We start from the raw sequence: 22101 nt of genomic DNA on the forward strand, positions 1-22101 counted from the left end.
CTGGTCTTCACCCTGCCCGACACCCTCAACGGCTGGGTCGAGGTCCACCCCGAGGTGATCTACGACCTGCTGTTCGAGACCGTGTGGGCGACCTTATCCACCTTCGGCGCGGACCCCAAGCGGCTGAACGGGCAGTTGGGAATGACCGCCATGCTGCACACCTGGGGCCAGACCCTGACGCGCCATGTCCACCTGCACTGCCTGGTGCCGGGCGGAGCCTTCGGGGCTGACGGCACCTGGCATCCGGCCAAGAGCACCTACCTGTTCCCGGTGCGGGCGCTGTCGCGCCACTTCCGTGGGGGATTGGTGAGCCGACTGCGCCGGGCGGGCAAGGAGGGGCGACTGGCGCGGATCACACCGCACGAGGTCGACCGGGTCCTCAACGCCCTCATGCAACCCGAGTGGGTGGTCTATTCCAAACCCTGTCTGGCCCGCACCGAGACGGTGATCGATTATCTTGGCCGCTACAGCCATCGCATCGCCCTGTCCGACCGTCGGCTACTGGGCTTCGATGAAGACGACGCCACGGTGGACGTGCGCTACAAGGACTACCGTGACGACAATCGCAACAAGGTGATGACCTTGAGCGGGGAGGAACTCATCCGCCGCTTCCTGCTGCATGTCCTCCCAAAAGGGTTCATGCGCGTACGGCATTTCGGCTTCCTGGCCAACCGCTGCCGGGTGCGCTGTCTGGCGCTGATCCGCACGGCACTCGCCGCCCCGGCACCGGAACCTGCCGCAGCACCGGCGGTCAGCGCACCCTTTGACGGCTATCCGTGTCCCACCTGCCGTACCGGACGGCTGCATGTGACCCTGCGCCTGGCCCCACAGCGGCGTGGGTCGGGGGTGATGAACGTGCCTGCCCCAGCCTAAGCACTACGGCGCATCCGTCACGCTGGACAGGCCGCGCGCGGCCTGCGCTCGCGCTCGCCCCCACGCTGGAAAATGGTCTACAATCGTCCCAACATCGCCCTCGCGTCAGCCCCGCGGCCCCCCTCGGATGCCCGCTTTGCGCCGCTCCGACCGTTGCCCACATGCTGAAAGACCGCCCGGCACCGGCCGGCGACCCTGGGCTCGGGGATACAATTCCCTATATATAAAGAACGCCGCACCCGTAGCGGGCACCGTGCCAGGATCGGATTAGTCCAACAAACGTTTATCCGTCGTGCGCGCCAGGCGCCGTGCCACGACCGGAGATCAGTGCGGCGCGCACGACGGATAAACGCTTAGTCGTTATCTTGAGTATTTGCATCCTAATCCAATGTCGAACACGTTAGTCGAAAAAGGAACCGTGGCAAGTGCCTATCAATAGACCATATCGAAGAAACTGCCGCCAGTTTGTTGATGGAAGCTACACCGAAGGCGGACGATCGGAGTACATGATTCACCCAAAATATGCAACAGCACCAGAACACTATGTTCGTGCTTTTCTAATCCTTCAAAAAGATCTACAAGAGCTATTTGATTTTATTGAACCTGCGGATAACAACCTTTCGTGCTATTCCTACAGAATACATTCCCTTCTGATTCGGACTTGTATTGAAGTAGAGGCAAACTGCAAGGCTATCCTCCAGGAGAACGGTTATGCTAGAGCTGGCGATTGGAACATGGGAGACTATAAAAAGATTGATAAAACACACTTCCTGTCGGCATACGCAGTGAAAGTACCCACTTGGAGCGGATCAAGAGAAATGTGGGTTCCATTTGCGGCTTGGGCAAATCACGGCTCGTTACCTTGGTATAAAGCATACAACGCTACCAAGCACGACCGTCATACAGAATTTCCTAATGCCACTTTCGAGCGCTTAATAGAAGCGATTTGTGGTCTACTTGTTCTTCTGTCTGCACAGTTTGAAACAAACGATTTTTCTCCGGGACCTACACTTATTGCTTTAGATTGGCCGGCCGATGGGATGAAAAGCGGTATTGGCAGTTTTTTCCGGGTCCGTTTCCCCCAAAACTGGTCAATGGCGCTACGGTACGATTTTGATTGGCAGAATTTACGCGGTGAGGAAGACCCATTTCAAAACGTCGATTATGAGAATATCGCCTAACAAATTGATATCAAGAAGAAAAGTTTTCAGACTTCTGCCAGTAGTTGTCTAATAAAGGGGGATGGTGTCAGGTCTCGCTTTGTAGCATTCCGGAGAGTTCTGAGTTCCAGGGGCAGTTTACTTATCTCCCCGCTGGCTACAGATACCGAATTGAGTAAACTGTCCCCGGAATTCGTCCCCGGAATTCGTTAGGCGTCACGTCTCCATAGCTAATTTGCGAAACAATGGGTTGTTTGATGCGAATATATTTGGATGTATGCGCTTTTAATCGGCCGTTCGATGATCAGAAGCACATCCGCGTACGCCTCGAGGCCGAAGCAAAATTGTATGTTCAAGGAAAGATTAAGGCGGGCGAAGTTGAGTTGGTGTGGTCATATATGCTTGATCTTGAAAATGATCAAAATCCATTTAAGGAAAAGAGGTTAGCGATTGAAGAGTGGCGTAAATACTCGATCACTTACATTGATGAGTCAGACGAAATTATAGACAAGGCAAATGAGTTGGTAAGAATAGGAGTAAAGCCGAAAGATGCATTGCATGTTGCATCAGCAATCGCAGGTGAAGCAGGTTATTTTATGACAACTGATGATAAGTTAGTCAAGAAAATGGCAACCGAGTCACAAATTGTAGCAATCAATCCCGTAGGTTTAGCAGCAATCATTGATGAACGCACTAACTGATACAGAGATTAGGGTCCAGGGAGTCAAAGCGCTGATTGATGCGCTAGGCGAGGTCATGGCTGAGAAATTCATTGCCCTGCTAAGTAGAGAACCGTTTGATTACACGGAGTGGCAGCGCGATTTGTGGCCTCAGATGAGCGTTGAAGAACTTAGCAAGTTAGCAATGGCAAGGCGCGGTCAGGCTAAGATCTCTGGCAGTTAACGGGGGATGGGATCACGTCTCGCTTTGTAGCATTCCGGAGAGTTCCGAGATCCAGGGGCAGTTTACTCATCTCTTGGCTGGCTAAGGCGCCTGAATTGAGTAAACTTTCCCCCAGAACTCGCCGCCGCTGCATTCCGCCGGGCGTGGTGCTGCCGGACCGCGCCCCTTGTCGCCTCGGCGACGGCTGCCTACATTGCCACCATGCGCCATCCCATCGATCCCAAGGTTGACTGCGTCTTTAAGGCCCTGCTGGGGGCAGAGTCCAATCGTGACTTGCTGATCCATTTCCTCAACGCCATCCTCGGTGCGGAGCTGCCCCGGCCCATTACCGCGGTGGAGATCCAGAATCCCTATAACGAAAAAGAATTTCTCGACGACAAGCTCACCGTGGTCGACGTCAAGGCCCGCGACGCAACCGGGCAGTTGTATCAGGTCGAGATCCAACTCCTCAATCACCGCGACCTGCCGGCGCGCATCCTCTACGGTTGGGCCGACCTTTATAGCGCGCAGATCAAGGCGGGCGAGAGCTACCGCAAGCTGCGCCCCACCTATGCGATCTGGCTGTTGGGTCAGACGCTGTTGCCGGATGCCCCGGAGTATGCCCATGAGTTCCGGTTGCGCGACCTGCACGGTCGCGTCTTTCTGGACCACGGCGGTATCTGGCTGCTGGAACTGAGCAAATTCGCCGCCGACGCGGTCGAAACCGAGCAGCAGCGCTGGCTGAAGTTCTTTAACGAGGCGGAGTGTCTGGATGAGGACGCCCTGCCGGCCTGGATGCAGACCCAAGAGATGAGGCGAGCCATGAACACCCTGAAGGCTTTCTCCGAGAAAGAGCACGCCTACCATGCCTACCAGGCGCGGCAGGATTATCTGCGCGAACAGCAGAGCATCCAACTCGAGTTCGACGATCTACGTGCGGAGGTCGAGCAGGCGCGGGCGGACGCTGAGCACGAGCGAGCGGCGAAGGAGCAGGAGTGCGCGGCTAAGGAGCGAGCGCAGGCGGATGCGGAGCAGGAGCGGGCGGAAAAAGCACAGGAGCGAGCGGCCAAGGAGCAAGAGCGGGCGGCCAAAGAGCAGGAGCGGGCCGCCAAGGACGAAGCGTTGGCCGAGATCGAGCGGCTGAAGCGCTTGCTCGCCGACCAGCCGGAACCGTCCGACCCCGAGACGCGGTAGTGATCGTGGCCCGTCGTCAATTCCTAGTTCCGCAGAAAGCCCGGTCGCCTCAATAGCGAGGCGCGCCACGATCGTTTTCTCCGGTCTGCAAGTTTTGAGTAGGCGCGCCCGCTTTAGGCGGATCGTTATTCTCCTGGCCCCTTATTCTCCTTTCTCGCTATGCGGTAAGAATGAAAGTCAAAGACCTCATTGCCCGAATCGAGGCTGACGGCTGGGTACAGGTTCGCCAGAAAGGTAGCCATCGTCAGTTTCATCATCCAAAGAAATCGGGAACCGTCACGATTTCCGGCAAGTCAAGTGTTGATGTCCCACCCGGTACACTGAACAACGTATTGAAACAGGCCGGGATCAAGTGAGGCGCTTACATGCGTTACATGGTTGTCATTGAAAGGGGTGGCAGTAGTTTCGGGGCATACGTCCCTGATCTTCCTGGCTGTATCGCGGCGGGGGAAACAGCGGAAGAGGTACTTCTGCTGATTCACGAAGCCATCGAGTTTCATCTTGAAGGCATCAAAGAAGAAGGCGCGCCAGTGCCCCAGCCACTTTCTTACAGCGAATTTATCGAAGTTGAAGCCTAACCTTGGGCTCAAAAGCGAGCGAGCGCCACGGGCGTCGTGCTAATTCGAGGAACCGGATGCGGGAAAGCTGCACGTCCGGGATTGCGCTGGGGGCGCCGGGCAACCGGCGTTCCTACGGCGGAGGCGCCTTGGCTTCACGGCTCCGTGGAGGCAGGCGTACCCATTTGGTTTTAGGTTCAAGCGCCCGAAGATCGGCTTCCAAGATGCACACTCTGGATTTCAGTTCCTGGGAGGCGGTGATTACGACATTGCTCGGGTTGGTAGTCGTTACCGTCATGATGGTGGGTATCCGCCTGCTGGTCATGGAGACGGTGCAGCAGCGCCGTAATCGCGAGAACCGTCAGAACCGACGAATTGGTGGTCTCGCTGCGTGACTTCATTCGCAAGGTGCTTGACCTGGAGCCCGTGCCAACGCAGTTGGCGATCCCGAAGCAGGGGCCGACTCGCCCCGGTGGCGGAAAGGGCAAGGGGGACACAGGGGGTGGTGACCGGGCCGGCACGAAGCAGGACGGCAAGGGGGGCGGTGGCGGTGGCGCCGCCGGGGGAGGACTGGGCCTGGGACTGGGTGGCGGCCTGGCGCAGGACGCGGAGGGCGATCCAGGGCGCGAGGCCGAGTCGAGTCCCTGGCGTGGGTAACATGATCGCCCCATGCCCAGCGGGCGTCTGATCACCGCACCCCAAGCCACAGGCTGACCGCGGCCACCGCGAGGGTGCACAGGGTTACCGGCACGCCGATGCGCGCATGGCGCCGCCAATCGATCGGGATGCCGCGCCGCTGCGCGGCCTGGACCACGATGATGTTGGCGATGCTGCCGACGATGAACAGATTGCCGGCCAGGGTGCTGGAGAGCGCCAGCAGGGTGCCGCCCAACGGGTGGGTGGCGGTCGGCAGCAGCAGCATGACGGCCGGGACGTTGGAGACCAGATTGCTCAGCAGAAAGCCGGCGGCGAACAACGGCGCCGGGTCCCGCAGGTCGATGCCGACGGCGGCGAGTTCAGTCACCGCCTGTGCCGGGAGACCGGTCGCCTGAAGCGCATGGTTGACGACGAACAGCCCCATGAAGAGCACCAGGAGTTCCCAGTCGACCAGCCCGAGCATACGCCGGGAGTGCAGCTGCCGGCTGGTCAAGAGGAATCCGGCTCCGGCGAGCGCCAGCAGGTCGCGCGGCCAGGGCACGAACAGGAAGGCGGCGAACAAGAGCGCGGCGACCGCCAGCCCTTTGGCACTCTGCCAAGGGTCGAGCCGTCGGCCGGGCTCGGCCTGCGGCTCCGTGGCGGCAACGGCCGTGAGCAGTCCGTCGGGCAGTGCCCAGCGCCCGCGGGTGAGAACCAGGATCAGGCCCCAGGTGACGGCTAACCCCAGGCCGGTCGGCAGGGCGGCTTGGGCGAGATAGTCGGCGAATGACAGGTGCAGTGTTTCCCCGATCAGCATGTTCTGGGGGTTGCCGATCAGCGTCGCCGCCGAGCCGATGTTGGCGGCACAGGCGAGCGCCAGCAGGAAGGGTACCGGGTCCAGTCGCCGCGCGAGACAGAGTTCCGCCAATACCGGGGCCATGGCCAGGCACACGATGTCGTTGCTGAAGACGGCCGAAAGTCCGCCTGCCACCGCGATCAGTGCGCCGAGAAGCAGCGGCGGCTGCACCGGCAAAGCGCCCAGGCGCCGCGTCGCCCAGTCATAGAAGCCGCCCAGCCGCAGTTGGGCGGACACCACCATGAACGAGAACAACAACGCCAGCGTCGGCGTGTGGATCGCCGCGCGCGCCGCCTCCTCGGTCACCGCCCCGCTCGCCACCAGGACGATGGCCCCGAGCAACGCGACCCCGGTCCGATCGAGCTTCAGGAATGGCAGTCCGCCCAGGATCATCCCGAGATAGACCAGCAGGAACACGGTGAGGACAAGGGGAGTCATGACGCGGCGGTCGGCGATGAAGAAGCGCGGAGTTTACTCCCGCGCTACGCATACCGGACTCGCGGTAGCGACTAAACCGCGCCCAGCACGGTATGCGATGTTGTTGGATGGGATCGGCACCGGCAGACTCGACGATTGCCGGAACTGGCGCGGTTTACAGTTTCGGAAAAAATAACTCTTAAACCGCGTCGCTACCGAAATTAATGAACTCCCCAAGGCCGAACACATCATGGAAATTTCGGATTTTGCGCAGGACGCGGTTTAAGAGGCGTCGATTGAGATTAATAAGCACTCTCGAATATAAGCGCACAGTGGATTTTTCGGTTCCGGACTCGGCGCCGTGTGATCGTTGTTGGCGATAAACCATGTAAGAAAAATGGTTGACATTTCGACCATCCATTGATCTCTAGGGTTCATCGGGCCGCGACGGATAGCTTCTGCTGATTTCTATACTCACCATTAACGAAAAGGACAATTTTGGTGTTGATAAAACATTACCATCCCGAGTCATTCAGTTACCGACTTGGCTGACGTTCCCAGCGCCCGGTTATCAGGCCCGTCCCGCGGGTCGGCGCAGGTGACGTAGCGTCCGGCGGTTCACCGTGATCGGGTCATACTCAAGCCTCTATGGAACCCATTCTGATTGAACCTATCCTGACCGCCGTCGGTTTCATGACCGTCCTTGGTCTGACCCTGGCGGGCATCCTGGTTGTCGCCAACAAGCGACTCTATGTCTTTGAAGATCCTCGCATCGATCAAGTGGAGGACTTGCTGCCCAGGGCCAACTGCGGGGCCTGCGGCAGTCCGGGTTGCCGGCAGTTCGCCGAGTCCGTGATCCGCGGCGATGCCGCCCCCGGTGCCTGCACGGTCAACGCCGGGTCCATGAATCAGCTCATCGCCGACTTCTTGGGTGTCGCCGTGGGTTTTGCAGAGCGGCAGGTCGCGCGTCTCGCCTGTGCCGGCGGCAGCCACGTGGCCTACACCAAGGCGTCCTACCGCGGCGTCAAGTCCTGCCGGGGCGCGGCCCTGGTGTCGGGTGGCGGCAAAGGCTGCTCCTGGGGTTGTCTGGGGTTTGGCGACTGCATGACGGTCTGTGATTTCGGCGCCATCAAACTCGATAGCTTCAGTCTGCCGATCGTGGATACACAGAAATGCACGGCCTGCGGCGACTGTGTCGAGGTCTGCCCTAAGAATCTGCTGAGTCTGCACCCGGTCAGCCATCGCCTCTGGGTCTCCTGTCTCAGTCATGGTGTCGGCGACGTGGCCGAGGCGGACTGCGACGTGGTGTGCACCGCCTGCGGGCGTTGTGCTCAGGATTCGCCCGAGGGTCTGATCGAAATCAAGGACAATCTGGCGGTGATCGACTACTCGAAGAACGCCCTCGCGTCCCATGTGGCGATCGAACGTTGCCCGACGGGAGCGATCGTCTGGCTTGAGGCGGACGGCTCCAAGCTCAAGGGGCGGGATGCGAAGAAGGTCATCCGTAAAGCCGCCTTGCCGACGGCCTGATCGACGGTCTGTATTGATCAAGTGCCCGGCGATGCCCCCGGCGTCATCCTGTTGGTGTCGTTTGGCGGGCCGAGGTGGATGCGCAACATGATCGGATCGGACTGCCGGTCATGCGCCCCCTGTGGGTGCGCCTTTCGAGGAAGCGGCCGGCGTCTGCGCAGACGTTGCCCGTATCCCCCCAGTTTGCTCAATTCGGATGGTTGCGGCGCCGTTGACAACGCAAGCGCGGTGCTTGCGGCCGGTCGACACGCGACCGCGACAGAGATCCTTGGCGCATTTGGCGCCTTGACTTTTTTATCAGTTGAAGGCTGGCAATCGATCGCCGACAGCCCACCACACGAGAAGCCCCATGTCCGCTAAGAAAGACGAAAAACAGTTCAAATACCCCGGTATTCGTATGGCGATGGACGGCAACACGGCCGTGATCATGTGCGAGCGGGAGGCGTCGGACGCCGCGGGGGCCTATCCGATCACGCCATCGACTCAGATGGGTGAATACTGGGCCGAGGAGGTGGCAGCCGGCCACATCAACATTTCCGGCAATCCGCTGATCTTCGTCGAACCTGAATCCGAGCACGCCGCAGCTGCGGTGACTGCCGGCATGTCGATGACCGGCCTGCGGGCGGTGAATTTCTCTTCCGCGCAGGGCGTGGCCTTCATGCACGAGTCGCTCTATGGGGCGGTCGGCAAGCGGCTGCCCTATGTGCTCAATATCGGCGCCCGCGCCATCACCAAGGCGTCACTGAACGTCCACTGCGGCCACGATGATTACCACTGTATCGACGATACCGGCTTCTTTCAGGTCTTCGGCAAGAGCGCCCAGGAGGCCGCGGACCTGAGTGTGATCGCGCGTAAGGTGGCGGAACTCTCGCTCACCCCCGCCGCGGTCGGCCAGGACGGCTTTCTGACCACCCACCTGATCGAGCCGCTGCGTGTCCCGGAGCGTGAACTGATCGCCGAATACCTGGGTCGTCCGGACGACATTATTCCTTGTCCCACCCCGGCGCAGAAGATGATCTACGGAGAAACCCGGCGGCGCGTCCCCATGCTGTGGGACGTGGACAATCCGGCGCTGTCCAGCCCGGTGCAGAACCAGGATGCTTATATGCAGGCGGTGGCCGCCCAGCGTCCCTATTTCTTCGATCACATCGAGGCGATCGCCGATCGGGCGATGGACGAATACTACAATCTCACCGGTCGGCGCTACCGGCGGGCCAGCGGCTATTCCATCGATGACGCCGAGTATCTGATTCTGGGTCAGGGCAGTATGGTGACCCAGGCCGAGGCGGTCACGGACTATCTGCGCGACACCCGCAAGCTCAAGGTCGGCGTGGTGAATCTCACCATGTGGCGCCCCTTCCCGGGCGACCTGATCGCCCGTCTGCTCCAGGGCAAACGCGGGGTGGCGGTGCTCGAACGGACCGATCAGCCGTTGGCTGAAGATTTGCCGATCATGCGCGAGGTTCGCGCGGCACTCGCCAAAAGCCTGGAAAACGCCGCCGTCGGCAAGGGCGAAGCACTCCCCTATCCGGCGTATCCCACCTACAAGCAGGGCGATATGCCCAGACTCTATTCCGGCTGCTACGGCCTGGGGTCGCGCGATCTGCAGCCGGAGGGTCTGATCGCCGCGGTGGAGAATATGCTGCCGAACGGCAAGCGCCGCAGCTTCTATTATCTATCGGTCGATTTCGTGCGCGAGGCGGCCAATCCCAAGGATGAAATTCGCATCCATCGGCTCACCGATGCCTATCCCGGCATCGGCGATCTGGCCCTGCGCGGCAGCGAGAATCCCAATCTGTTGCCCAAGGGTGCGATCACGGTGCGGATGCACTCGGTCGGCGGCTGGGGCGCCGTGACCACGGGTAAAAACCTGGCCATGACGCTCTATGAACTGCTCGGTTTCGACATACGGGCCAATCCCAAATACGGTTCGGAAAAGAAGGGTCAGCCGACCACCTACTTCCTGTCCGCCGCTCCGGAGGAAATCCGGCTCAATTGCGAATACACCTATGTCGATGTGGTGATGTCGCCTGACCCCAATGTGTTCACCCATTCGAACCCGCTTTCCGGGCTCGATAAAGGCGGCTCATTCATCGTTCAGTCGAGCCTCGACAATCCCGAGCAGGTGTGGGCGAGTTTTCCGCCGCAGGCCCGCAAATTCATGATCGATAACGGGATCCGCGTCTTCTATATCGACGGGTTCAAGATCGCCCGTGAAGAGGCGTCCGATGTCGAGATGCAGTACCGCATGCAGGGCAATGCCTTCCAGGGTGCCTTCTTTGCGGCCTCGCCCCTGATGGAGCGGTCCGGACTCACCGAGGAGGGCCTGTTCACGGCGATCGGCGATCAATTGCGCGAGAAGTTCGGCGGTAAGGGCGAGCGGGTGGTGCAGGACAACCTGCGCATCGTGCGCCGCGGCTTCGACGAGATCATCGAGATCAAAGACAAGCCGGTCATCGCCGGTCAACTCATCTCGCGCAAGACACCGGGGCTGCCGGTCATGCTGAAGACGCTGCCCGAGGGCGATGGCGGCATCACCGACGTGCATCGGTTCTGGGAGCAGACCGGCGTCTTCTATGCCACCGGCCGCGGCAGCGACAATCTGGTCGACCCGCAGATGGCCGTGTCGCTGATGCCGGCCTCCACCGGCGTCTACCGTGACATGACGCAGATCCGGTTCGACTATCCGAAATACCTGCCGGAAAACTGCACCGCCTGCGGCAACTGTTTCTCCGTGTGCCCGGACAGTGCCATCCCGGGCCTGGTGAACACCATCTCCGATATCTTCGCTACCGCCATCAACCGGGTCGAGCGGACCCTGCCCACCCAGCACCTGCGCCGTGAAACCCGCGCCGTGGAGAAGCGCCTGCGTGAACTGATCGCGGGCGCCGGAGAAGCCGCGGACATGCGCACCCTGATGGATCGGGCGGTGCTCGAGACCCTGGCGGCCTTCAGCGGTGAGCCGGAGCAGAAGCCGGTCCTGGAAAAGGAAATGGGCCTGATGATGGCCGCGCTGGGCGATTACCAGTTTGCCGTCACCAAGCCGTATTGGACCAATCGTGAGAAGAAGCAGTCGGGCACCGGCGGGCTCTTCAGCATCACCGTGAATCCCTATACTTGCAAAGGCTGCATGGAGTGCATCGAGGTCTGCGGCGACGGCGCCCTGATCGCCGAGCCCCAGACCCCCGACAGCATCGTGCAGATGCAGGCCCGCTGGAAGACCTGGCTGGCGCTGCCGACCACCGACCCGTCGTTCATCCGCATCGACGATCTGGACGGCAAGGTGGGTGCCCTGGAGACCTTGTTGCTCGATAAGGGCAATTATCAATCCATGGTCTCGGGTGACGGGTCCTGCATGGGCTGCGGCGAGAAGACGGTCATCCATCTGTTCACCGCCACGGTTGCCGCCCTGATGCAGCCGCGGGTCAAGGCCCATCTGGCCGAGCTCGACGACCTCATCAACCGGCTGGAAACCCATGTGCGGCTCAAGCTCGCCGCCGGGGTCAACCTGAGCGACAGCGCCGCCATCGTGCGGGCGCTCGACAGCAGCAAGCATACCGACCTCACGCTGTCGGATCTCTCCGCTCAACTCGACCGCAGCGGTCAGCCGGTCGATACGGAATGGCTGCGCTGGGTCACCGGACTGCTCGATAAACTGCGGCATCTCAAGACCCAATACACCAAGCCGCAGCCGCGTTCGACCATGGGGATCGTGAACTCCACCGGCTGTACCTCGGTGTGGGGTTCCACCTGGCCCTACAATCCCTATCCCTTCCCCTGGACCAATCACCTGTTCCAGGACTCGCCGTCCATCGCGCTCGGGCTCTTCGAGGGCCACATGTGCAAGATGGCCGAGGGCTTCAAGGCGGTGCGGATGGCGCGGCTGGAGCTGGAAGGCAAGTACAACGAGGCCGAGCATCACAAGTTCTTCACCTATTACGATTGGAAGCAGTTCAGCGAAGAGGAGTGGCGGCTGTGTCCGCCGGTGGTCGCGGTGGGCGGTGACGGGGCCATGTACGACATCGGGTTCCAGAACCTCTCGCGCGTCCTCGCCTCGTCCCATCCGGTGAAGGTCCTGGTGCTCGATACCCAGGTCTATTCCAATACCGGTGGTCAGTCCTGTACCTCCGGCTTCATTGGCCAGGTGGCGGACATGGCGCCCTACGGCAAGGTCGGGCGGGGCAAGACCGAGATCCGCAAGGAGGTCGCGCTGATCGGTGCGGCGCATCGCGGGTGCTTTGTCCTGTCCAGTGCGACCTCGCATATGACCCATTTGCTGGAGGGCTATATCGACGGTCTGAACAGTCGTCATCCGACCCTGTTCAATGTCTATAGTTCCTGCCAGCCGGAACACGGGATCGGTGACGATATGTCCACCCGTCAGGCGCGGATGGCCGTGGAGTCGCGGGCGTATCCGCTGTTCCGTTTCGACCCGGACGCGGGAACCACCTTCGAGGAGTGCTGTTCGGTCGAGGGTAATCCGAACATAGACCAGGACTGGATCTCCTGGACCCTGAAGTACACCGACGACAAGGGCGCACCGGCCGAAATGACCGTACCCTTCACCTTCGCCGACTTCGCGATGAGCGAGGGGCGCTTCCGCAAGCACTTCCGCAAGGCGCCGCCCGAGACCTGGAACGACTCCATGGTGCCCTTGGCGGAGTTCCTGGATCTGTCCGAAGACGAACGGGACGGGCTCTTCCCCTACATCTGGGGAGTGGACGGCAAGAACCGGCTGATGCGCGTCCTGGTGTCCGCGGAACTGGTGCGCTCGACCGAGGAACGCCGGGGCTACTGGTCGCAGTTGCGCGGCATCTGCGGCCAACTCAATCAGGTCGACGTGGAACAGATCCGCAATCAGGCGAAGGCCGAAATGGCCCAGAAACTCACCAGCAGCCTGCTTGCAATGGCCGGCGGGGACATGGGGGCCTTGGTTGCACTCGGCGGCAACGGCGGCAACGGCGGCATCGGCATCCAGGCCGACAGTGCCGGTGCCGGCGCCGGTACCGGTACCGGGCAATGGTCGCCGGTGTGGATCGACACCCCGGAGTGCACGGCCTGCGACGAGTGCATCAACATCAACCCGAAGATCTTCAAGTACAACGGGGCCAAGCAAGCCGAGGTGGCGGACGCCCGCGGCGGACCCTTCAAGGATATCGTCAAGGCGGCCGAGAAGTGCACCGCCGGGTGCATTCATCCGGGAACGCCCTTCAACCCGGCCGAGGCCGGGGTCGATAAACTGATCAAGCGGGCGGAGAAATACCAGTAGCCATGAGCAACGGCACCTCACAAGACCCGCCGAAAGGGGCGGGCGGCACTTGGCGGCCAATGATCGCGCGCATGCTCGCCGGTCTGCGCCCGGCCTCCGCCCGCCCCGGCGGCCATGGGTCCGGGCTGCTGCGGATCTTCCGCAAGCGCAAGACCTTCCCCCACGGGATCTATCCCGTGGAGCACAAAGAATGGACGGCGGACAAGCCGATCCGGCGTCTGCCGTTCGCGCCGGTGCTGGTCCTGCCGCTGGCCCAGCATCGGGGGGCGCCGTCGCAGCCATTGGTGCAGGTCGGTCAAGAGGTGGTGCGGGGCGAGCCGATCGCCCGCGCCGCGGGGTTCGTCTCGGTGCCCATGCACGCGCCGGCCACCGGGGTGATTCAGGCGATCGACCTGGCGCCGACCCCGGAAGGCCCCAAGACGATGGCCATCTTTCTCAAGGTCTATCAGGCGGACCCGCAGCAGGTACTGTTCGACACCGGCCACGACATCGATTCCATGACCAACGAGGAGGTCGTGGCGGCGGTGCAGGAGGCTGGTCTGGTGGGTCTGGGCGGCGCCGCTTTCCCCAGTCATGTGAAGCTCATGCCGCCCAAGGACGCGGTGATCGATACGGTGATCGTCAACGGGTGCGAGTGCGAGCCCTATCTCACCTGTGACCACCGGGTGATGCTGGAGCAGACCGACGCCCTGGTGCGCGGCATCCGGTTGATCATGCGGGTCACGGGGGCCAAGCGGGCCATCATCGGGGTGGAAGACAACAAGCTGAACGCGGTGGATCAAATCCGCGCCAAGCTGCCCGCCAATCTGCCGATCACCGCCGAGGCGGTCGAAAGCAAATACCCGCAGGGTGCCGAGAAGATGCTCATCAAGAGTCTGCTCGGCAAGGAGGTGCCGGTCGGCGGCCTGCCCGCCCATGTGGGCGTGGCGGTGTTCAATGTCGGCACCCTGGCCCAGATCGGCGATCTGCTGCCCAAGGGCCGCGGCCTGATCGAGCGGGTGGTGACGGTGAGCGGGCCGGCGGTGACCAATCCCGGCAACTTCATGGTACCGATCGGCACGCCGGTGCGTTTCCTGCTGAACCATGTCGGGACCAAGCCAACCCTGGGTCAGGTGATTCTGGGCGGGGCCATGATGGGGATGTCCGTGTCCTCGATCGATGTTCCGGTCACCAAGGGTGTTTCCGGGATTGTGGCCCTGGAGCGCGACGAGGACGATCCGGCGCGGCGTCAGGTCTATCCCTGCATCAAGTGCGGCGAATGTCTCAAGGCCTGTCCGATCAACCTCAATCCATCCATGCTGGGTGAGTTGGCGCAGGCGCGCGAGTATGGGCTCATGGCTCAGGGCTACAATCTGGATCAGTGTTTCGAGTGCGGCAGTTGCGCCTATGTCTGTCCATCGAACATCCCGCTGACTCAGTATTTCCGTATCGCCAAGTCGATCAACCGGGAGAGGAAGAACTAAGCCGCCATGGTTAAAGGCATCGAGATCCGCACCTCCCCGCACCTCAAGCGGGCGCTCAATGTGCAGCAGATCATGCGCAGCGTGGTGTACGCCATGCTGCCGATCTGTGCCTTCGCCATCTGGCAGTTCGGGCTCAGCGCCGCCCTGCTGTTGGCGACGACCACCGGTGCCGCGGTGGCCACCGAAGCCTGGTTCTCGCGCCTGCGCGGGGCGGGCAATACGGTGGCCGACTGGTCGGCGGTCATCACCGGCATCCTGCTCGGACTCACCCTGCCGCCCGGCTTTCCGTTGTGGATGGCCGCGGTGGCGGCTTTCGTGGGTATCGGGCTCGGCAAGGCACTGTTCGGCGGCTTGGGCTACAACGTGATGAATCCGGCCCTGATCGGCCGGGCCTTCGTCCAGGCCGCGTTTCCGGTGGCCATCACCACCTGGACCCCGGCCTTCGCCCCGAGCCGCTTCGTTGAACTGATCCCGACCACGCTGACCGCACCCTTCATGCGGCCGGAGTCGGTGACTGACTGGATCGCCGGGCTGGGCGTCGATTCCTGGACCGGTGCCACCCCCCTGGCGATGCAGAAGTTCCAGCATGTCGAAACACCGGCCTGGGACACCTTCGCCGGGTTGGTGTCCGGTTCGGCGGGCGAGACCTCGGCCCTGCTGATCCTGGTATGCGGTCTGTGGCTGGCCTGGCGCGGCTGTCTGGACTGGCGCATCCCGGCCAGCGTGCTGGCGGGCGCCGCGCTCACCGCGCTGCCGTTCTGGCTGGTCGATCCCGGCCTCTATCCCTCGCCCTGGTTCGTCCTCTCGTCCGGCGGTCTGATGCTCGCCGCCTGGTTCATGGCCAGCGACATGGTGGCCTCGCCGGTGACACCCTGGGGGGCGATCATCTACGGTGTGTTCATTGGTGCGCTGACGGTGATCATCCGGCTCTTCGGCGGCTTGGTGGAGGGGGTGATGTATGCCATTTTGCTCGGCAATGCCGCCGGTCCGCTGATCTCGGCCTGGACTCAGCCGCGGGTCTATGGGGCGGTGAAAAAGGCGCGCGCCAAGTCCTGATCCCCGGCCGCGGGTGCGCCCGCGGCTCGCGATGGGGCCGCACCGTCCGGTACCGCGCGGTGCCGGGATGCAGCCACCGTCGTCAGGGTGGATCAGCGTGGTCGCCGCACCGCGCGGGCGACCGGACGTTCTCAGGATCAACAGGTTTTTTCCGACTATGACCAATGACGTACAAGTCGAGGCACCGCAGGCCCCGCCGGATGCAACGCCGACCTTCGCCATGCTGCGCACACTGGGGGGGATCTCGCTGATCTCCGGACTGCTGGTGGTGCTGGCCTATCAATTCACGCTGCCGATCATCGCGGAGAATCAGCGCGTGCGGACCGAGCAGGCGGTCTTCCGGGTCGTTCCGGGCGCCGTCACCAAGCGCGACTTCGTCCTGACCGACGCGGGGTTGGCACCGGCGGGGGAGGGTGTTCAGGGCGAACTGATCTATGCCGCTTATGATGCGGCCGACCAACTCAAGGGCGTCGCGATCACCGGTGTTGGCAACGGCTACGCCGGGCCGGTGACCGTGCTGTTCAATTACGACCCCGCCTGCCAGTGCATCGTCGGCAGCAAGATATTGCAAATGACCGAGACTCCGGGATTCGGCGACAAGATGGAGACCGATCCGGCGTTTCTGGAGAATCTGAAGGCCCTGGATGCCAAGCTCAATGCCGATGGGACGGCGCTCATCAACCCCATTGTGACCGTCAAGAACGGCAGCAAGACTCACCCCTGGCAGATCGACGCCATCAGCGGCGCAACCCTCTCCTCCAATGCCATGGGGAAGGCGGCCAATACCGCCGCACAACGGGCAGCGCCAGCGATCCAGCGGGATCTCGCGAAGCTCACCGCGGCCAACCACACCGGGCAGGACTGACATCATGGCCGAATTGCCGAAACACCAGGAAGATCTGAGTCTGGATACCTTCGTTCGGGGTCTTTGGAAGGAGAACCCGGTCTTCGTCATGCTGCTCGGGATGTGCCCGACATTGGCCGTGTCCAACTCGGCCATCAATGCCATCTCGATGGGGCTCGCGACGACCTTCGTACTTGCCGGCTCGGGGGCGCTGATTTCCTGGCTGCGGAATTGGATTCCCAAGCAGGTGCGGATCGCGAGCTATATCGTGATCATCGCGACCTTCGTGACGATCGTGGATTACGCTATTCAAGCCATCAGTCTGGACCTCTATGCCGCGCTGGGCGCGTTCATCCAGCTGATCGTAGTCAACTGCATCATCCTGGGCCGCGCCGAGGCCTATGCCTCGCAGCAGCGTTTGGTGCCGACTCTGGTGAACAGTCTGGGAATCGGTGCCGGCTTCACCATCGCCCTGTTCGCGCTGGGGTCGGTGCGTGAAATCCTGGGCAGCGGGACACTCTTCGGTCTGCACCTGTTCGGCGCTGGATTCCAGCCCTGGGTGGTGATGGTCCTGCCCCCCGGCGGCTTCTTCGTACTGGGTGCCTGGCTCTTGTTGTTCAATTGGATCAAGCAACGCGGCGAGCGTCGCGCCGATGCCCCGACTGGAGTTCCCGCCAATGCACGCTGAGTCGCTCCCGTCGATCTTCCTCAACGCCGCGATCGTCAACAATTTCGTATTGGCAATGTTTCTCGGCATCTGCCCCTTTCTGGGTGTCTCGTCGAAGAAAGAGACGTCCTGGAACATGGGGTTGGCGGTCATCTTCGTGCTCCTGGTCAGCTCCGCCGCGGCGTTCGGAATCAACTGGCTGCTGGTCAATCTGGAGCTCGAATTCCTGCGGCTGATTTGCTACATCGCGGTCATCGCCTCGACCGTGCAACTCGTCGAGATGTTCGTCAAGCGCTATAGCCCCGCGCTGTTCCGGTCGTTGGGTATCTTCCTGCCGCTCATCACCACCAATTGCGCGGTCCTCGGTCTGGCCCTGTTTCAGACCCAGAAGGAATACGACTTCATCCAGAGTTTGGTCTACGCCTTGGGTGCCGGGGCCGGATTCACCCTGGCCCTGATGCTGATGGCCGGGCTGCGCGAACGCCTGGCCCTGGCGCGGGTGCCGGACGTGAGTCAGGGTGCGGCCCTGACTCTGATGCTCGCGGGGCTGCTGTCGCTGGCTTTCATGGGGTTCGCCGGGTTGGGAGGCTCCCATGGTTAAGGCGCTCACCGCATCTCTGGTGATTTTCGCCGTCATGCTGGGCTGGCTTTGGGTGCAGGCGGCCTATGCCCGCTTTGCGCGGCGCTACCCGGAATTAGGCCCCTTCCGCGGCGATGGCGGGTGCGGCGGCGGCTGCTCCTGCGGTAAGGGCAACTGCGAGCGGGATTGAGGACTCGGGATCAGCCGTCGGGCCTCGATCAAGATTTCGGCCACTTGGGCTCGCCGGGTGCGTAGTCAGGCCATCTTGGCCTGACACTGTCAGGGCTGGAAGCCCTGACTACGCACGCCGCTGGCCGGGATTACGATCAAGGCCAGCCGTCGACTGGTCCGCGGAATCAACATTTTCGGTAAGAACTTCCATTTGGAGCACTGCATGAGCGAACTGCCGGCCGATATCGGCCCCACCACTGAGGCGATCATTAAAGAAAGTAAGCGCATCACCCCGGCCGCTGCCGATGAAGTGCGCCATCTGTCGGTCCAGGTACTGGATCCGGCCTTCCAGTTCGTTGAGGGTCAGAGTATCGGGGTGGTCGTCCCCGGTCCTCATCCATTCGGCAACCCCTATCATGTACGGCGCTATTCGATCGCCAATGCGCGCAGCGTGCCGCAGGATTCGGGCGTCGCCCTGGACCTCCTGGTGCGCCGCTGCTTCTCTATCGACGAGGTGAGCGGTGAGCGTTACCCCGGCATCGCCTCCAATTATCTCTGCGATGCCAAGCCCGGCGACCGCTTGACGATCAGCGGGCCCTATCTCAGCCCATTCAAGATGCCGCTGGATAGCAACGCCAATCTGCTGATGATCGGCACCGGGACCGGCATCGCCCCCTTCCGCGCCTTCGCTCAGCTCATCTACGAACGCCGCGGCGGTTGGCAGGGTCAGGTCCGCCTCTATTACGGCGGCCGGACCGGACTCGACCTCATGTACGCCAACGATGAGGCAACCGATCTCGCCGACTATTACGACGAGGCCACCTTCAAAGCCTTCAAGTCGCTGGCCCAGCGTCCGCTGATGCGCTCCTCCGATGCCCTGGAGCAGGGACTGGCGGAGCACGCGGCCGAAGCCTGGGCACTGATTCAGGACCCCAAGACCCATGTTTTCGTCGCCGGACTCGGGCGCATCGCCACCGTCCTGGACAAGGTCATGGCGGACCAGGCCGGCTCGGCCGACGCCTGGAAGGCATGCAAGCAAACGCTGATCGACGAGAAGCGTTGGTCGGAGTTGGTCTACAACTGAGCCGGCGGCGCAGGGTTGTCCGGCGCATGCCGGACACCGGAGAAATTCCGCGGCTTGCCACGCCCCCTGCCGCGGGCTTATCCTGCGGCGTCGCTTTGGGTGCCCCGCGATGCGACCGCATCAAGGGGTGAAACGGGAAGTCCGGTGAGGTCGTGCGCCACTGTGTGCTCGATCGATTCCGGCGCAGCCCCCGCTGCTGTGAGCCTGACGGGACCGTCCTATGCCACTGCGCCGATGCGCGGGAAGGCGACGGAACCCCGGATGACGGCGAGCCAGAAGACCGGCCCGACGCGTGAACTGGTGTGAGCCCCGGGGTGGAGCTTGAGCCGATCGGGCCATCCGGACCGCCGCGCGGTGCGGGCTTGGCCCTGTTAGCCGCGACGACCGTCGCCGGTGTTCCCTTAGGCGGGAACAGGCGGGCGGACATCGACCATCCCCTGACTCGCACCTCGTGTTGCCCGCACGCTACGAGGTCAATCGCTATGCACAGGGTCGGTTTCCGGCTGTTCCAAATGGTCAAGGGTATCGAGCCCTTCCTCGACCGCGCACCGGTGCGGCCCCTCGTCGATCTTCCCGCGCGCGCCTGAGGTCACCCCGACATGGGTCGCGTATGGTTCGTCGGCGCCGGACCGGGAGATCCGGACCTGATCACGGTCAAGGGCCGGCGCCTGGTGGAACAAGCCGGAGCCATTCTCTATGCCGGCTCATTGGTCGATGCGGCGGCGACCCGCTATGCACCTGTCGGCTGTTTGTTGGAAGACTCCAAGTCGATGACCTTGGAACAGATCAGCGCCTGGCTGATCGCTGCCGCCGGCCGCTGCGACACCGTGGTGCGTCTGCAGACCGGCGATCCGGGGCTCTACGGTGCATTGACCGAGATGGTGCGTCCGCTGGACGCGGCGGGCATCCCCTGGCAGGTGGTGCCGGGGGTCACCTCGGCGATGGCCTCCGCGGCGGCGGCGGGGGAGAGCCTGACCCTGCCCGAGGTCACCCAGACGGTGATCCTCACGCGGGTAGCCGGCCGGACGCCGATGCCGGCCGGGGAAGATCTGGAGGCGCTGGCCGCGCACCGCGCCACCCTGTGCATCTATCTGTCCGCGACCCTGCTGCCGCAGGTGCAGCGGGCGCTACGTGCCGCCGGCTGGCCGGCGGAGGCGCCGATCCTGGTCGTGCAGAAGGCGAGTTGGCCGGACGCCGAGCAGATCGTCCGCGGCCGGCTGGATGATATCGATCAGCGCTGTCGCGCGGCCGGTGTCGACGCTCAGGCGATGATCATCGCGAGCCCGACGCTGGGCGCCCGCGAGTGGGCGGAATTGACGGCATCGAAGCTCTATGACCCGAGCTTCGGGCACCGTTTCCGGCGCGCCGCGGAACCGGGTTTGGCGGCCGAAATCGGCGAAGGATCATCATCCGCCAATGAAATTCAATGACTCCTTGGCGAGGGTCCCCGTGGGAGCGGCCTCCGGCCGCGATTGGACCTCGCGAGAACCCGAACATCACAGTTTGCCACTGCACCGCATCGCGGCCGGAGGCCGCTCCCACAGGGCTTCTATGCGGCTTTCGCTTTAATTGATCGATCTTCGTATGAACGACACCACAGTCTTGCTGGTCGGCCACGGGTCCCGTTTCCATGGGGGTAACGCGGAGACCTTGGAGTTCGCCGATCAGTGGCGGGCACGCCATCCGGACTGGCGTATCGTCACCTGCTTCATTGAATATGACGCGGTGCTGCTGGACGCCGGGCTGGATCAGGCCGCACGCGGTGCCCGCCGGGTGCAGGTTGTGCCCTTTATTCTCAACGCGGCCGGGCATGTCAAGATGGAGATTCCGGCGGCCATCGCAGCCGCTCGGGAACGGCATCCGGACGTCAGCTTCGAGTACGGGCGCCACCTCGGCATGGGACGCGACATCCTGGCCGTGCTTCAGGACCGGCTCGATGGACTGATGGCCGACCTCGCCATGCCCGACCCCCGCACCACCGGTGTCATTCTCCTCGGGCGGGGCTCCTCGGACGCGGGCGCCAACGGCGAACTGGCCAAGATGGCGCGCTGGGTCTTCGAGGATAACGATCACGATCTGGTGGACCTGGCCTTTACCGGCATCACCTGGCCGCGGCTGGAAAGCGTCGTCCAGCGTCAGGTGCGTCTGGGAATGACCCAGATCGCGATCGTGCCGGTCTATCTGTTTGCCGGGCGCCTGACCGAGCGGATCGCCGCCCAGATCGTGCGGCTGCGCGCCCTGTATCCGGGCATCGCTTTTGCCCTGGCGGAACACTTCGGATTCGATGAGCGTCTCTTCAGCCTGCTGGACGCCCGGGTGCTTGGCCTGGAACTGCCGGCGGGAGGAACCCTGGAGTGTGACGGGTGCAAGTATCGGGAAAAGTATGAATTATGAATTATGAATTATGAAGGGGAAGTATGAGTGATGGGGGTGGAGGGGCGGGGGATTTGCGGGGGAGGACCAAAGCCTTTGCCTTGCGGGTGATTCGACTTTATACAGCGTTGCCGCGGCGGGTGGATGCGCAGGTGATTGGTAAACAGGTACTGCGGTCCGGAACATCGGTTGGTGCAAATTACCGCGAGGCTTGGCGTGCCCGTTCCCGTGCGGAGTTCGTGTCAAAGCTCGGCGACTGCCTCAAGGAGCTTGATGAAACCGCCTATTGGCTGGAACTGCTCGGAGAATCCGGAATTGTCCCCGCGGACCGCCTTGACAACCTTCACGACGAATGTAACCAACTTATTGCAATATTCACTACAATCGCCAAAAAAACAAAAGAAAAAACAAATTAGGAAGTTAAGATGGGGCTCAGGTGGATACAAGATGCGCTTGCTTTGGCGTCTTCACGACGAGCCCCCAACATAT

At 62.3% G+C, this 22101-nt stretch carries 20 protein-coding genes and 1 riboswitch; of the genes, 19 read left to right on the forward strand and 1 reads right to left on the reverse strand.

Features of this window, described 5'->3' with window-relative positions:
* From A39O_RS32190 to A39O_RS42085, 7 genes are all read left to right on the forward strand, one after another.
* A partial coding sequence (locus A39O_RS32190; RefSeq protein WP_020503789.1) for an IS91 family transposase occupies positions 1-873 on the forward strand: 873 nt, incomplete at its 5' end.
* 425 nt (positions 874-1298) lie between these two features.
* Positions 1299-2054, forward strand: a complete 756-nt coding sequence (locus tag A39O_RS37930; RefSeq protein ID WP_211211543.1) for a hypothetical protein — start codon at positions 1299-1301, stop codon at positions 2052-2054.
* A 236-nt stretch (positions 2055-2290) separates the two neighbouring features.
* Positions 2291-2734 (forward strand): PIN domain-containing protein, encoded by a 444-nt coding sequence (locus A39O_RS37935; protein ID WP_083924536.1) that lies wholly within the window; start codon positions 2291-2293, stop codon positions 2732-2734.
* 403 nt (positions 2735-3137) lie between these two features.
* A complete protein-coding gene (locus tag A39O_RS0106010) occupies positions 3138-4109 on the forward strand; it encodes an Rpn family recombination-promoting nuclease/putative transposase (RefSeq protein WP_020503791.1) in 972 nt (323 codons plus the stop codon).
* Between the two features lie 170 nt (positions 4110-4279).
* Complete coding sequence (locus tag A39O_RS37940) at positions 4280-4465, forward strand: type II toxin-antitoxin system HicA family toxin (RefSeq protein WP_083924537.1); 186 nt, start codon at positions 4280-4282, stop codon at positions 4463-4465.
* Between the two features lie 9 nt (positions 4466-4474).
* Complete coding sequence (locus A39O_RS32195; protein ID WP_040527267.1) at positions 4475-4687, forward strand: type II toxin-antitoxin system HicB family antitoxin; 213 nt, start codon at positions 4475-4477, stop codon at positions 4685-4687.
* A gap of 203 nt (positions 4688-4890) precedes the next feature.
* Complete coding sequence (locus A39O_RS42085; RefSeq protein ID WP_211211544.1) at positions 4891-5061, forward strand: hypothetical protein; 171 nt, start codon at positions 4891-4893, stop codon at positions 5059-5061.
* A gap of 293 nt (positions 5062-5354) precedes the next feature.
* On the opposite strand, the gene A39O_RS0106035 is transcribed toward A39O_RS42085, so the two are convergent.
* On the reverse strand, positions 5355-6596 hold the full coding sequence (locus A39O_RS0106035) for an anion transporter (RefSeq protein ID WP_020503794.1): 1242 nt from the start codon (positions 6594-6596) through the stop codon (positions 5355-5357).
* Between the two features lie 627 nt (positions 6597-7223).
* Between A39O_RS0106035 and A39O_RS0106040 the strand changes: the two genes are divergently transcribed.
* The 12 genes from A39O_RS0106040 to A39O_RS37950 all read left to right on the forward strand — a co-directional run bounded on the left by A39O_RS0106040 (position 7224) and on the right by A39O_RS37950 (position 22028).
* Entirely contained in the window at positions 7224-8105 is an 882-nt protein-coding gene (locus tag A39O_RS0106040) for an RnfABCDGE type electron transport complex subunit B (RefSeq protein ID WP_020503795.1), read from the forward strand.
* 349 nt (positions 8106-8454) lie between these two features.
* Complete coding sequence (locus A39O_RS0106045) at positions 8455-13374, forward strand: 2-oxoacid:acceptor oxidoreductase family protein (RefSeq protein ID WP_020503796.1); 4920 nt, start codon at positions 8455-8457, stop codon at positions 13372-13374.
* A gap of 2 nt (positions 13375-13376) precedes the next feature.
* On the forward strand, positions 13377-14837 hold the full coding sequence (gene rsxC / locus A39O_RS0106050; RefSeq protein ID WP_020503797.1) for an electron transport complex subunit RsxC: 1461 nt from the start codon (positions 13377-13379) through the stop codon (positions 14835-14837).
* Positions 14838-14843: 6 nt separating this feature from the next.
* Positions 14844-15893, forward strand: a complete 1050-nt coding sequence (locus tag A39O_RS0106055; protein WP_020503798.1) for an RnfABCDGE type electron transport complex subunit D — start codon at positions 14844-14846, stop codon at positions 15891-15893.
* Between the two features lie 157 nt (positions 15894-16050).
* The gene (locus A39O_RS0106060; protein ID WP_020503799.1) at positions 16051-16758 is read left to right on the forward strand and encodes an FMN-binding protein; all 708 of its coding nucleotides are present in this window, start codon (positions 16051-16053) and stop codon (positions 16756-16758) included.
* Positions 16759-16762: 4 nt separating this feature from the next.
* Complete coding sequence (rsxE, locus tag A39O_RS0106065; RefSeq protein WP_020503800.1) at positions 16763-17425, forward strand: electron transport complex subunit RsxE; 663 nt, start codon at positions 16763-16765, stop codon at positions 17423-17425.
* Positions 17415-18005 carry an electron transport complex protein RnfA gene (locus A39O_RS0106070; RefSeq protein WP_020503801.1) on the forward strand — a complete coding sequence of 197 codons (591 nt, stop codon included), beginning with the start codon at positions 17415-17417 and terminating at the stop codon, positions 18003-18005. The genes rsxE and A39O_RS0106070 overlap by 11 nt, the downstream gene beginning before the upstream one ends.
* Positions 17998-18174, forward strand: coding sequence for a hypothetical protein (locus tag A39O_RS41610; protein ID WP_020503802.1), 177 nt, complete (start codon positions 17998-18000; stop codon positions 18172-18174). Before A39O_RS0106070 ends, A39O_RS41610 begins: the two co-directional genes overlap by 8 nt.
* A 204-nt stretch (positions 18175-18378) precedes the next feature.
* Entirely contained in the window at positions 18379-19239 is an 861-nt protein-coding gene (locus tag A39O_RS0106080) for a ferredoxin reductase domain-containing protein (protein WP_020503803.1), read from the forward strand.
* An 80-nt stretch (positions 19240-19319) separates the two neighbouring features.
* Positions 19320-19542, forward strand: a riboswitch (cobalamin riboswitch).
* 296 nt (positions 19543-19838) lie between these two features.
* Positions 19839-20669 (forward strand): precorrin-4 C(11)-methyltransferase, encoded by an 831-nt coding sequence (gene cobM, locus A39O_RS0106090; protein WP_020503805.1) that lies wholly within the window; start codon positions 19839-19841, stop codon positions 20667-20669.
* 154 nt (positions 20670-20823) lie between these two features.
* Positions 20824-21633 carry a sirohydrochlorin chelatase gene (locus A39O_RS0106095; protein WP_020503806.1) on the forward strand — a complete coding sequence of 270 codons (810 nt, stop codon included), beginning with the start codon at positions 20824-20826 and terminating at the stop codon, positions 21631-21633.
* 23 nt (positions 21634-21656) lie between these two features.
* Complete coding sequence (locus A39O_RS37950) at positions 21657-22028, forward strand: four helix bundle protein (RefSeq protein ID WP_083924538.1); 372 nt, start codon at positions 21657-21659, stop codon at positions 22026-22028.
* Positions 22029-22101 lie beyond the last annotated feature (73 nt).

The organism is Lamprocystis purpurea DSM 4197, from assembly GCF_000379525.1.
Lineage (GTDB): Bacteria > Pseudomonadota > Gammaproteobacteria > Chromatiales > Chromatiaceae > Thiodictyon > Thiodictyon purpureum.